Origin of the sequence: Flavobacterium nackdongense (genome assembly GCF_004355225.1) — a bacterium.
GTDB classification, from domain to species: Bacteria; Bacteroidota; Bacteroidia; order Flavobacteriales; family Flavobacteriaceae; genus Flavobacterium; species Flavobacterium nackdongense.
The window spans coordinates 2749750-2762906 of sequence record NZ_CP037933.1; the positions used below are offsets into that span (position 1 = coordinate 2749750).

Below are 13157 nucleotides of genomic sequence, written 5' to 3' on the forward strand. Positions count from 1 at the left end.
CTTTATTTTAAAACCACTATTTAGTTAATAAATGTGACAGCTAATTTATAAAATAAATTTCACAAACGCCTCATAAAGTTATTTATTATCAGTTTTTATTCTTTTTTTTGCACAAATGAAATCATTTTTGTTATGAAGAAAATCGTAATTTTTGCTTCTGGTTCGGGGACTAATGCCGAAAATATTATCAAATATTTTAAAAATAAGGCTATAGCGAATGTCGTGGCTGTTTTTACCAATAATTCAAATGCCAAAGTGATTGAAAGAGCCAAAAACTTTCAAATTCCAGCGGTAATTTTTACTAAAGAACAATTGAATAAAGGTGAATTCTTACAAAAAATGAATGATTTAGCTCCGGATTTGATTGTTCTTGCGGGATTTTTACTCAAAATGCCTGAAAGCATCGTCGAAGCATTTCCGGATAAAATTATAAATATTCATCCGGCATTGTTGCCAAAATATGGTGGCAAAGGCATGTATGGAATGAATGTACACCAAGCTGTGGTCGAAAACAAAGAAAAAGAAACTGGTATTACGATTCATTATGTTAACGAAAATTATGATGAAGGTCATATTATTTTTCAGAAAAAAGTAACTGTTTTGGTGAGCGATAGTCCCGAAGTTGTCGCTGAAAAAATCCACGAATTAGAACAACAATATTTTCCATCAGTAATAGAAGATCTTCTAACTTCCATTCCACTTCCTACTTCTAACCTCTAACTTCCCACTTTGAATCACGAAGTACATATTTACACTGATGGCGCTGCCAAAGGCAATCCTGGCCCGGGAGGTTATGGTGTTGTGATGGAACTAGTCGGGACACCACACAAAAAAGAGTTCTACGAGGGTTTTCGTCATACTACCAATAATCGGATGGAATTATTGGCTGTTATCGTTGGTCTCGAAAAACTGAAAAACCCCAATATGACAGTTTTAATTGTTTCTGATTCTAAATATGTTGTAGATTCGGTTCTAAAGAAATGGGTTTTTGGCTGGGAGAAAAAAGGTTTTATAGGCAAGAAAAACCCCGATTTGTGGAAACGGTTTCTAGTAGTTTATCGAAAACATCAGGTCGATTTTAAATGGATCAAAGGACATAACAATCATCCTCAAAACGAGCGTTGCGATGCATTGGCCGTTTTTGCGTCGAGTCAAAAGCAACTTGCTGTGGATGTCTTTTATGAGAAAGAAGACGAGAAGTTGTTATGACCTATTTTTTAAAGCTAGATTGCTTGTCGCTTACTTGTTCGTAACAAGTGTATGTAGGAAATCAGCCGAAACAAATTCAAAAAAATTAGTAGTGTTAATGACATCAAAAGTATAATTGGTATAAATATTACTGAAGCTTTTGGTTAAGACTGCTTTTTTGTTCGGGTTCCATTTGATTTCAAAGAGATGCAAAAGTCCATTTTTTTTGATCACTAAATCTATTTCTTTTTGATCTGTTGTTCTCCAAAAATAGAAGTTTGCGAAGACTTGTTGGTATTCATTTTGTTTACGAAATTCGTTTATTATAAAATTTTCAAAGAGAGCGCCGTTGTCATTTCTAATTTCGACAGGTCGAAAATCATTGATGAGCGCATTTCTGATTCCCAAATCGTTGAAATATATTTTTTTTGACTTTTTCAGTTCCTTTCTTTGGTTAGTGTTGAATGCTGGTAGTTTGTAAATTACAAAAGCCTGTTCTAACATATTTACGTAACTTTCGATAGTTTGATTATCAATTTTTAATGTTTTAGCGAGTTCGTTGTAATTTACTTCACTGCCAATTTGCCAAGCAAGTAACTTCAGTAATTCTAATATTTTTTCAGGTTTTTTGATGCCTTTAAATAGAAAAATGTCTTTATAAAGGTAGCTTTCAGATAAAAATTTCAGTAATCGCTCTTCAGTTCCACTGTTGGTTACTATCTCGGGATAATAGCCATAGCACAAGCGTTTAGGTAATTGTCTGATTTCTAATAGTAAATTCGAGTGGTTTACCATTTCTTGAAACGATATTGGAAATAAGTTGAATTCGAATTTTCTTCCGGTTAAAGGTTCGTTTAAAGAATTTCGAAGTTCAAAAGCACTTGAACCACTTGCAATTACTTGAATTTCTTTGTGATAATCCGAAAAAAGTTTTAAGACACTGCCAATTGTATTTATTTTTTGTGCTTCGTCAATTACAACAACTTTATGGTTTCCTGCTATTTGTTTTAAACGTTCACTATTTGCGTTTTCAAGTAGTAAATGAACATCGGCATTCTCGCCATCGAGCCATAATACTTCAATTTCTGAATCGAAAGGAAGCATTTTTATGAGTGTGCTTTTGCCAACTTGTCTTGCTCCTAAAAGCAATATCACTTTACCTTTAAAACAATCTTTTTGAATTTTTGGGGCTAGCTGTCTTGGAATTGATACCATTTTTAGTAGATTAAATTGGATTATAATCGCAAAAATACCATATTTTTTTCGATTTAAGTCTAAAATAGTACGGTTTTTATCAATGTAATCCCTGATATTTATGTTTTGAATTAGCACATAAAACTATTTTAAGTCATAAATTTCTAAATTTAAATCAAAAAAATTAAGGCAATTTTTAAAATAGGAAAAAACATAAAATGATTTTGACTGCTGGCCTTGCAATATTTTGGCAGTTTTTGCCTTTGGAGCAAACTTGTTGTGAATACTTACGATAAAGAAATTTAATAGAGAAACTTTTGTGAAAACTTTGAGACAGGCAACCTTTGCAACTCTAAAACTTATAAACTATCTTTGCCGCTTAATTCGAAACTCACAGAATGAATAAATTACTGATTGTTGGAACCGTTGCGTTCGACGCTATCGAAACGCCTTTTGGCAAAACAGACAAAATTTTAGGCGGAGCAGGCACTTATATTGGACTTTCGGCTTCTAATTTTAATTTGAAATCGGCTATCGTTTCTGTGGTTGGTGACGATTTTCCACAAGAATATCTAGATCTATTAACCTCCAGAAACATTGATATTTCAGGAATAGAAGTAGTCAAAGGGGGGAAAACCTTCTTTTGGAGTGGTTTGTATCATAATGATTTGAATTCCAGAGACACACTTGCGACGGAATTGAACGTTTTGGCAGATTTTCAACCCAAAGTACCACAAGATTTCAAAACTGCCGATGTGGTGATGTTAGGAAACTTACATCCCTTAGTACAAAGCAGTGTTTTAGACCAAATGGATGTAAAACCCAAATTAGTGGTACTTGACACTATGAATTTTTGGATGGATTGTGCCCTACCCGAATTGTTAGATGTGATCAAACGAGTTGATGTAATTACCATCAATGACGAAGAAGCAAGGCAATTATCAGGGGAATATTCTTTGGTTAAAGCTGCGGCAAAAATTCATACTATGGGGCCAGAATATGTGGTCATCAAAAAAGGAGAGCACGGCGCACTATTGTTTCACGACAACAAAATTTTCTTTGCACCCGCTTTACCATTAGAAGAAGTTTTTGATCCGACTGGAGCTGGAGATACTTTTGCCGGCGGATTTTCTGGGTTTATCACGCAAAGTGAAAACATATCATTCGAAAACATGAAAAGTGCCATTATATATGGTTCCAATTTAGCTTCATTTTGTGTAGAAAAATTCGGCACAGAGCGTATGGTCAATTTAGAAAAGGATGAAGTCATCGCACGATTACAACAGTTTAAGTCCTTGACACAATTTGATATAGAAATATAACAGAGTTTGCCTCGAATTTTCGGGGCTTTTTTTGTTTAGAAAAATGCAAATCACAAATTTATTTGAAAGCAAGTCCAATATTAAATTACAGATTGGCTAAAAAATAAACACCCAACACAACTAAACCGCAACAATAATGAGCGACGCAATTAAACACGAATGTGGCATTGCCCTTTTACGATTAAAAAAACCGTTAGAATTCTACAAAGAAAAATACGGAACGGCTTTCTACGGGATAAAAAAAATGTATCTCTTGATGGAAAAGCAGCACAACCGTGGTCAGGATGGTGCAGGTTTTGCAAGTATTAAGCTTGATGTCGAACCCGGAGAGCGATACATCAGTAGAGTTCGATCGAATGCAGCGCAACCCATTCAAGATGTTTTTTCACAAATAAATGAACGCATCAACGACGAATTGGCTGCGAATCCAGAATATGTCGATAATATTGCTTTACAGAAAAGGAAAATTCCATATCTGGGCGAATTGTTTCTAGGACACGTGCGTTATGGTACTTTTGGGAAAAATAGTATCGAAAGTGTTCATCCCTTTTTACGTCAAAACAACTGGATGCACCGAAATTTGATTTTGGCAGGAAATTTCAATATGACCAATGTGACCGAGCTTTTTCAAAGTTTGATAGAATTGGGTCAACATCCCAAAGAAATGGCGGATACCGTTACAGTAATGGAAAAAATTGGGCATTTCTTAGACAATGCCGTTACTGATTTGTATCAAGAGTGCAAAAATAATGGTTTGAACAAAAGGGAGGCTTCACCCGTAATCGCCGAAAAATTAGATATTGCTCGAATTTTGAAAAGAGCTTCTAAAAATTTAGATGGTGGTTATGCGATGGCAGGACTTTTGGGGCACGGAGACGCTTTTGTATTTAGAGATCCCGCAGGAATTCGCCCCGCTTATTTTTATGAAGATGACGAAATTGTCGTAGTGGCATCCGAACGTCCGGTTATTCAAACAGTTTTCAATGTGCCTTTCGAAAAAGTGCAGGAATTACAACCCGGAAATGCCTTAATCATCAAGAAAAACGGAAAAGTTACCGAGGAAGAAATCCTGACACCAACGGTAAAAAAAGCGTGTTCTTTCGAACGAATTTATTTTTCTCGCGGTAGTGATGCCGAAATTTATCAGGAACGAAAAAATTTAGGAAAATTGATTCTGCCTGCTGTTCTCGAAGCGATCGATAATGATACCGACAACACGGTTTTCTCCTATATCCCCAATACAGCGGAGACTTCTTTTTACGGAATGGTCGAAGCGGCACAGGATTTTCTGAACCAACGGAAAAACAATTATATTCTGGAAAACAGAAAAAAATTGACCAAAGAGAAACTAGAAGAAATCCTTTCGGTAAAAATTAGAACCGAAAAAGTAGCCATAAAAGATGCCAAATTGCGCACCTTCATTACCGAAGACAGCAGTCGTGATGATCTAGTAGCTCACGTGTATGATGTAACTTATGGCGTCATAAAACCAACCGATAATTTAGTAATTATTGATGACAGTATCGTAAGAGGAACGACACTCAAAATGAGTATTATCAAAATGATGGATCGATTGAAACCCAAAAGTATAGTTGTAGTTTCGTCGGCACCTCAAATTCGTTATCCCGATTGTTACGGTATCGATATGGCGAAATTAGAGGGCTTGGTTGCTTTTCGGGCTGCCTTAGAGCTGCTAAAGGAGAGAAATTTATACCATATTGTTGATGAAGTGTATGCTAAATGCAAAAAACAAGAGGATTATCACGATACTGAAGTTGTCAATTTTGTCAATGAAATTTATGCACCTTTTGCACCTCAGGAAATTTCAAATAAAATAGCGGAACTTTTGAGTTCGCCTGAAATCGAAGCTGAGGTTAAAATTATTTTCCAAACCGTTGAAAATTTACATCAGGCTTGTCCGAAAAATTTAGGGGATTGGTATTTCACTGGAGATTATCCAACTCCCGGAGGAAATCGTGTTGTAAATAAGGCATTTATGAATTTTTATGAAGGTAAAAATGCCAGAGCATATTAATAAAACAGTATTTTAGCATTTCATCGAGTATTTGAGTATTTCATCTAATAAATTTGTTGAAAAACGATTGTAACCATATCTTTGACTCACCATAATATTAGTAGGTTAAGTTTATGGTAGATTTGGGGCAAAAAGGGTGAAAGCAATTTCACCTTTTTTATTGGAATAAAGTCAAGGAAATTTATGTTTTTTTTGTTTCCAATTTTGAAGTTCCTTATTACTTCTTGTACAAATTATTGTGGTCTATATATTCCCAAACTTTTTCAGGCATAAGCGGACGAACATTCTTCTTATTTTTGATGTTCTCGCGAATAAAGGTGGATGAAATTTCTACAATCGGAGCATCGATAGTGTGAATGTTGGGATTGTTTTTTATAGTTAAATCCTGTTTTGCGTCTGTTTCAGTTGCTATACGTGGATACACATAAATACTGTGATTTTGCAAAATAACCTCGTGATTTTTCCACTTGTGAAACGACTTTAGATTGTCCTCACCCATAATCAGCGCAAATTCGTGCTGCGGATATTTATCCTGCAAATGAGCCAAGGTATTTACCGTATAATTGGGTTGGGTTAACTTGAATTCAATATCCGAAGGTTTGATTTTTGGATAGTCTTCGGTGGCCAAAAAAACGAGTTGCAGACGTTGGTAATCGTCAAGTATTGTTTTTTTATTTTTTAAAGGATTGTGAGGAGTTACGACCATCCAGATTTGGTCTAAATCAGAATTCTCGGCCATATGATTGGCAATTATCAAATGTCCAATATGAATGGGATTGAATGTTCCGAAATAGAGTCCGATTTTCATTTTATTTTAATCTAAAAAATCCAAAAAATTGAAAAATCTAAAAAAAGTAAAAGTTCACAATCATTTTTTTAGATTGTTTGGATTTTTTTCTTTTTTAGATTTTTTCATTCACAAATTCCTTCACTAAATGATGCGCTTCTTCGAGAGCAATAGCCAAATCATAGTTTTTAATAACAACATCAAATTGTGGCGCTGTCGCCAATTCGACGTGGGCTTTTGCAATTCGCATATTTATTTTTTCGTCGCTTTCGGTGGAGCGTTCTTTGAGCCTCCTTTTGAGTTCGTCCACACTAGGTGGTTTTACGAAAACTGCTAAGGTTTCCTCAGGAAATTTATGTTTGATGCGCAATCCACCAGCTACATCAATGTCGAAAATTACGTTTTTTCCTAGAGCCCAAATGCGTTCGACTTCGCTTTTCAAAGTTCCATAAAAATTATCTCTATACACTTCTTCCCATTCTACAAAATCTTCGTTTTTGATGTGGGTTTTGAAATCTTTTAGTGACATAAAGTAATAATCTTTACCGTTTACTTCTTCGCCACGAGCTTCCCGCGTTGCTGCGGAAATAGAAAACTCCAAATTCAAGTCTTCTTGCTTTAATAAATGCCTAACTATGGTGGTTTTCCCAGAACCTGATGGTGCCGAAAACACTATTAATTTTCCTTTTTTCATTCTTTAATTTATATGTAATCAATCATTCCAAAGATTGAATTCTTTTTTAATTGTTGATAATAGTTGATTATACGAAATCAGTTCATCAACATTTGGATAATATTTTAAATAGGTTTCAGGATTGTTAAAAGAAAAACTATTCTCAATACTCCCATTTTTTATAAAGACTTCATAACTATCTCCATCAACTACGGTTTTTATATTCTTAATAGTCACATATTCACCATCTTCGAACTTGATTGAACTCAATTTTAATTTGTAATTGATTTCTTTTAAATCAGGTAAAAATTCTAAATCCAAAAGCAATAAATTTAACCATATTAAATTAGCGTCTTTTGGTTTTAGTTTTCCAATATTTTCTTTTGGAAATTGAATTTGGTTAATTTTTGTTACTTGTTTTAAATTTTTTGAATAATAATAAATAGTTACTTTCCAATTGTTTTTACCTTCATCATACATTCTGAAAATTTCTACAGTATTTGAAATAGAATAATCTTTATAAATTCGGATTTCTTTTTGAAATTCTAATGTATCAGGTATTTCTAAAACTTTATTTATTTCAGAGACTTCTTGTCCAAAACAATTGAAAAGAGTTAAAAACAAGGAGATGAAATAATATCTTATCATTGATTAAAATCGCTTACAACACATTCAAAACCTGTTCCTTAATTTTTTCCAATTCATCCTTCATCATCACAACAAGTTTTTGCATTTGGGCGTGATTCGATTTCGAACCCATTGTGTTGATTTCGCGTCCCATTTCTTGGGTGATGAAACCTAGTTTTCGACCGTTGGCTTCCGTCCCGTTGATGGTTTCCAAGAAATAATCTAGGTGATTGGTCAAACGCACTTTTTCTTCGGTAATGTCCAATTTTTCTAGGTAATAAATCAATTCCTGTTCAAAACGGTTTTCATCGACATTGACTTTCAATTCTGCAATGGCGGTTTGCAAACGGTATTTTATCGCTTGAACCCTTTCTGGATCAAGAGCTAAAGCGTCGTTCATATATTGACGTATGTTGCTTATGCGCAATTGGAATTCTTTCTCCAATGAAGCCCCTTCATCTTTGCGGAAATCTCCAATATAATCCAAGGCTTCGACAATTACTTTCTGAATTTCGACCCAGTCATTTTCGTCGATTTCTTCTCGTTCGGTTTTGAGAGTGTCTGGCATTCGAACAGCCATTTTCATCAATTCGGTTTCATCGGCAGCCGGATACACTTCGCGCAATTGACTGATGTAGGCTTTTACAATGGGCACGTTGACTTTCGTTGAGGTTTGCTCGGCGGTACTTTCTATAAAAATCGAAAAATCTACTTTCCCTCTTTCGAGTTTCAAGGCAATTTGGTTGCGTAAACCCAGTTCCATTTCGCGGTAGGACGAAGGCATTCGCACGCTTAAATCCAAACCTTTACTGTTTAGGGATTTTACTTCAACGGTAATTTTTTTGGTTGGCAATTGCAAAGTAGCTTTGCCAAATCCGGTCATTGATTGTATCATATTATTTTCTAAAAGAATTCAAAGATAAGAAAAAAAGCCCCTTAACCTCCAAAGGGCGAATTTAAACAACTTATCCATTCCCGCTTTGGGGTTTAGGGGGCTTTCTGCGTTACTAAATATACTCCTGCAAATATCAAAACTGCCGAAATGATTTTTACTAATGTGAGTTCGTCTTTGCCTAAACCAATAGCAAAAATTGTTGCAAAAAATGGCTGCAAGTAGATGAAAACCGCCACTGTAGTTGGTTTTAGTTCTTTCATCGAAAGCAAATTGAGCAAGTAGGTCAAGAAGGTCGAAAAAACGACAACAAAACCTATTTTCCAATAAATGTCCGTTGGCATTATCGACCAATCTACAATGGATAACTCGTTCCAGCCAAAGGGCACAATCATTATAAAACCGATGAGATACACCCATTTTACAAAGTTGAAAGCATTGTATTTTGCCATCAGTTTTTTAACCAAAACCAAGTATAAACCATAAGAGATTGCATTGGCAAACACCAGAAAATTTCCCAAACTGGCTTGAGGTTCGCTTTTGATGGTTTTTCCGTAAAGAATGAGCGCCGAGGTTCCAATTAAGCCCAAAACAAGTCCAAAAACCATTCGTTTTTGAATGCGTTCTTTCATTATTATCGCAGAAAGCACCAAGACAATCATAGGCGTAGAAACCATCAATACAGATGCCGATATGGGAGAAGTTAAGCTTAACCCTTTGAAGAAACAAAGCATATTCAGCGTTATTCCGAAAAATGCTGCTGCAATTATTCGAGGAAAATCAGCTCGTTCTATTTTTTCGGCACGTACTTGCTCCGGAATTCGAGCAAAAAGCCACGACAACCAAAACAAAAGGGTGGCGCCGCCCACTCGAATAATTAAAAAACCGTAAGCGCCAATGTGTTTTGGCATCACATCTTTGGCAATGGTAAATGTCATTCCATAAAAAATAGAAACTAAAGTAGCAGTAATAAGGGCAAGAGTTCGTTTTGACATTAGGCTAAAGCTTTCATCACTTGGAGTATGTTCTGTTGGCTGTTGCCAATGTATATGCTATTGTCAATAATAAAAACGGGGCGACTCAAGAAAGTGTAATGCTCAAGAATGTATTTTTTGAAATCCGCTTCGGTCAATGATTTGTTCTTAAAATCCATCGATTTATAGAGTTGTGCTTTTTTGCTAAAAAGCGCTTCGTAACTTCCCGATAGTTGGTACATTTCCTCCAATTCTTTCTCTGTAATAGGGTCTTGTTTAATGTCGTGAAACACTAAATTATGATCTTTCGGTAACGATTTGATTATTTTTCGACAAGTATCGCAGGAAGCGAGATAATATATTTTGTTCATATTGGTCAATGCAATTTCTTTGTGCAAAGAAAATTCATTTGAAACGGAAAATGATTATTTTTATCAAAAATTTAAAACTATAAATTAGTATGATATGCATCACACACTCGAAGTAAATACAACTAGTAGGAAAATGGCTTTGAAATTTCTCGAAAATTATTCTTTAGAACAGCTCAACAAAATTCCCGAAGGTTTTAGTAATAATTTAATTTGGAATATTGGCCATATACTAGTTACACAACAATTATTGGTTTATAAATTGTCCGGTTTGCCAATGATGGTTTCAGATGACATGGTCGAAAAATTCAAAAAAGGAAGCAAGCCTGAGCAAGAAATTACGCAAACTGAAGTAGAGGAAATCAAATCGTTGTTATTTGTAACCATCGAAAAAACAAATGAGGATTTGAAGAATAATGTTTTCAAAGAATACCAAGAATATCCAACTTCGACAGGCTTTGTTTTAAAAAATGCTGAAGGAGCAATGGCGTTCAACAACTTTCACGAAGGGCTCCATCTTGGCATTATGATGAGTTTAAGAAAGCTAGTTTAAGTACACCAAAACTAAATGCAAAACCCAACTTAAAAATGTTTTGAGTTGGGTTTCGTGTTTTTAAATAGATGAGGTTGGGTTATTGAATGTAATAAATATAGCCCACATTGAACCAAACATTCCAATCATTGGCTTTGTTTTCCTTGTAAAGTTCAGGGTTCGGGTTTAAGCCGTCTACCCAATCTGAAAAATAATATTGCAATCTTAAGTCGACCATCAAATCCGATAGCGGGGATAGTTTGTATCGGGTTCCTAAACTGGAAACTACGGACCAAACAGAGCTCGATTCCGTAGAAAATCCGTAGGCACGATCGTCTGTTGGGGTTAAATATTTGGGAAAAGTGGTCAAAGGTGTTCCCAACGGTCCCATTGTAGAATAGGCTTCGGCATTGTAAAAACTGTATTGAGCTCCAAGACTTACAAAAGGGGCCCAACTTCCAATAGTTTCGGTAAATTCACGAATACTTAAAGGGAAAAACTCCAACTGCATCCCAATATTGGTTACGTCGGTGCTGCCATCCATTGCTTTTAATTGTTCTTTTCCTAGAGAGGGCTTGCCTTCAACCCATTGGCCAAAATGATCTAACTTTGTTTTATTGTAAGACAATTCGCTTCTAAGCTTGAAGTGGTCGTTAAAATAGGTTTCTGGGGTGTAACAATTACATTCGGCAGTATAGGAAAAGTTCATATAATGTATGATACCAATTCCATATCCTGAATTTCCTGCATTGGTTGACAAATCATGCCTTTCGCCATAGTCCGACTGAAAGGCTACAGGGCCAGCGATAACACCAATTTCGTGTGAAAATCCAAATTGAGCTTTAGCTGTATTTGAAAGGCCAAAAAAAAGGATTAAGCAGAAAAATGTAATAGATTTTGGGATCATTCTAATGAATTACTTTTTTACAAATATATAAAAACATCAATCAATCTTTAGATTATGGGATGAATTATAATAAAACGTTAACCAATATAAAAATTATATAAAGATATTATACCGATTAAAGGTTTTCGATAGCAATAGTTTTGATATTAAATAAATTTGTTCCAACATCAATAAAAAAGCGTTGCTAGGTGTTAAGAAATAACAAATAAATGCTAAAATATTCCGATATAATGTATATTTGTCGCTACTAACGAAAACGTTTTCTTAACCGTTAATAATTTTAAAAATATGTCACAAAGTATTACTTCATTCATTGAATCGGTTGCAAAAAGAAATGCTAACGAACCTGAATTCATGCAGGCAGTACAAGAAGTTGCAGAAACTGTAATTCCTTTTATTGAAGAGAATAAAAAATACCAAAACAAAATGCTTTTGGAACGAATGGTCGAGTCTGAGCGTGTAATCATGTTTAGAATAGTTTGGACCGATGATAAAGGCGAAACGCAGGTAAACAGAGGATACCGAATCCAGATGAACTCTGCCATCGGACCCTACAAAGGAGGAATTCGTTTTCATCCTTCCGTAAATTTAAGCATTTTGAAATTTCTTGCGTTCGAGCAAACATTCAAAAACAGTTTAACAACATTACCAATGGGCGGCGGAAAAGGTGGCGCAGATTTTGACCCGAAAGGGAAATCAGACAATGAAGTGATGCGTTTCTGTCAAGCATTTATGACGGAGTTATCTAAACATATTGGTGCAAATACAGACGTACCTGCCGGAGATATTGGCGTAGGAGGTAGAGAGGTGGGCTTTATGTTTGGACAATACAAAAGACTCAGAAATGAATTTACAGGGGTTTTAACTGGAAAAGGAATTTCATTTGGAGGGTCTTTGGTTAGACCTGAAGCAACAGGATATGGCAATGTGTATTTTGCCAATAGTATGTTGCAAACCAAAGGAGATAGTTTTAAGGGAAAAACAGTGGTTGTTTCAGGTTCGGGAAATGTGGCTCAATATGCTGCAGAAAAAGCAACTCAACTTGGAGGTAAAGTGGTTACTATGTCCGATTCTGCAGGGTATATTTATGATGCCGATGGAATAGATGCTACGAAATTAGCCTACATCATGGAAATAAAAAATGAGTTAAGAGGACGAATCAGCGATTATCTAAGCAAATATCCTACTGCAAAATACTTTGCAGGAAAACGACCTTGGGAAGTGAAATGTGATATTGCATTACCTTGTGCTACCCAAAACGAATTGAATGAAGAAGAAGCAAAAATGCTAGTGGCCAATGGTTGTATTTGCGTTTCAGAAGGAGCCAATATGCCTACAACACCAGAAGCCGTGCACGTTTTTCAAAAAGCGAAAATTTTATTTGCACCTGGAAAAGCATCAAATGCGGGCGGAGTAGCAACTTCAGGACTTGAAATGTCTCAAAATTCGCTACGATTAAGCTGGTCATCTGAAGAAGTTGACGAAAAACTGAAAGGAATTATGTTGGCTATTCACGCCTCTTGCGTAAAATACGGTACAGATGCAGCGGGTTATGTTGATTATGTAAAAGGAGCGAATATCGCAGGGTTCGTAAAAGTAGCCGACGCTATGCTGGCACAAGGAGTGGTATAGACTGAACTTATAAATTATAGGAGGCC

The 13157-nt window shown here is 35.5% G+C and carries 14 protein-coding genes; 6 read left to right on the plus strand and 8 right to left on the minus strand.

Features of this window, described 5'->3' with window-relative positions; all coding sequences use genetic code 11:
* The first annotated feature begins 132 nt into the window (after nt 1–132).
* Together purN and rnhA are read left to right on the plus strand one after the other, a co-directional pair.
* On the plus strand, nt 133–720 hold the full coding sequence (gene purN / locus E1750_RS11860; RefSeq protein WP_133276980.1) for a phosphoribosylglycinamide formyltransferase: 588 nt from the start codon (nt 133–135) through the stop codon (nt 718–720).
* 9 nt (nt 721–729) lie between these two features.
* Nucleotides 730–1209 carry a ribonuclease HI gene (gene rnhA / locus E1750_RS11865; protein WP_133276981.1) on the plus strand — a complete coding sequence of 160 codons (480 nt, stop codon included), beginning with the start codon at nt 730–732 and terminating at the stop codon, nt 1207–1209.
* 30 nt (nt 1210–1239) lie between these two features.
* On the opposite strand, the gene E1750_RS11870 is transcribed toward rnhA, so the two are convergent.
* On the minus strand, nt 1240–2403 hold the full coding sequence (locus E1750_RS11870) for an ATP-binding protein (protein WP_133276982.1): 1164 nt from the start codon (nt 2401–2403) through the stop codon (nt 1240–1242).
* Nucleotides 2404–2780: 377 nt separating this feature from the next.
* Here E1750_RS11870 and E1750_RS11875 point away from each other — a divergent pair, with 377 nt between their 5' ends.
* Nucleotides 2781–3704, plus strand: coding sequence for a PfkB family carbohydrate kinase (locus E1750_RS11875; protein ID WP_133276983.1), 924 nt, complete (start codon nt 2781–2783; stop codon nt 3702–3704).
* A gap of 136 nt (nt 3705–3840) precedes the next feature.
* Nucleotides 3841–5739, plus strand: a complete 1899-nt coding sequence (locus E1750_RS11880) for an amidophosphoribosyltransferase (RefSeq protein WP_133276984.1) — start codon at nt 3841–3843, stop codon at nt 5737–5739.
* Between the two features lie 217 nt (nt 5740–5956).
* Here the strand turns inward: E1750_RS11880 and nadD are convergent, their stop codons facing one another.
* The 6 genes from nadD to E1750_RS11910 form a co-directional block, all read right to left on the minus strand.
* The gene (gene nadD / locus E1750_RS11885; protein WP_133276985.1) at nt 5957–6547 is read right to left on the minus strand and encodes a nicotinate (nicotinamide) nucleotide adenylyltransferase; all 591 of its coding nucleotides are present in this window, start codon (nt 6545–6547) and stop codon (nt 5957–5959) included.
* A 94-nt stretch (nt 6548–6641) separates the two neighbouring features.
* On the minus strand, nt 6642–7220 hold the full coding sequence (gene gmk, locus E1750_RS11890; RefSeq protein ID WP_133276986.1) for a guanylate kinase: 579 nt from the start codon (nt 7218–7220) through the stop codon (nt 6642–6644).
* A gap of 18 nt (nt 7221–7238) precedes the next feature.
* Nucleotides 7239–7847 carry a hypothetical protein gene (locus E1750_RS11895; RefSeq protein WP_133276987.1) on the minus strand — a complete coding sequence of 203 codons (609 nt, stop codon included), beginning with the start codon at nt 7845–7847 and terminating at the stop codon, nt 7239–7241.
* A 13-nt stretch (nt 7848–7860) separates the two neighbouring features.
* Nucleotides 7861–8721 carry a YicC/YloC family endoribonuclease gene (locus E1750_RS11900; protein WP_133276988.1) on the minus strand — a complete coding sequence of 287 codons (861 nt, stop codon included), beginning with the start codon at nt 8719–8721 and terminating at the stop codon, nt 7861–7863.
* Nucleotides 8722–8813: 92 nt separating this feature from the next.
* Nucleotides 8814–9713: a DMT family transporter gene (locus tag E1750_RS11905; RefSeq protein WP_133276989.1), complete on the minus strand. Its 900-nt coding sequence runs from the start codon at nt 9711–9713 to the stop codon at nt 8814–8816.
* On the minus strand, nt 9713–10063 hold the full coding sequence (locus tag E1750_RS11910; RefSeq protein WP_133278136.1) for an arsenate reductase family protein: 351 nt from the start codon (nt 10061–10063) through the stop codon (nt 9713–9715). Before E1750_RS11910 ends, E1750_RS11905 begins: the two co-directional genes overlap by 1 nt.
* Before the next feature lie 94 nt (nt 10064–10157).
* Between E1750_RS11910 and E1750_RS11915 the strand changes: the two genes are divergently transcribed.
* Entirely contained in the window at nt 10158–10613 is a 456-nt protein-coding gene (locus E1750_RS11915) for a DinB family protein (RefSeq protein WP_133276990.1), read from the plus strand.
* 79 nt (nt 10614–10692) lie between these two features.
* Here E1750_RS11915 and E1750_RS11920 read toward each other — a convergent pair whose 3' ends face one another.
* Complete coding sequence (locus E1750_RS11920; protein WP_133276991.1) at nt 10693–11499, minus strand: THC0290_0291 family protein; 807 nt, start codon at nt 11497–11499, stop codon at nt 10693–10695.
* Nucleotides 11500–11787: 288 nt separating this feature from the next.
* Between E1750_RS11920 and gdhA the strand changes: the two genes are divergently transcribed.
* Nucleotides 11788–13131 (plus strand): NADP-specific glutamate dehydrogenase, encoded by a 1344-nt coding sequence (gdhA, locus tag E1750_RS11925; RefSeq protein WP_133276992.1) that lies wholly within the window; start codon nt 11788–11790, stop codon nt 13129–13131.
* Nucleotides 13132–13157 lie beyond the last annotated feature (26 nt).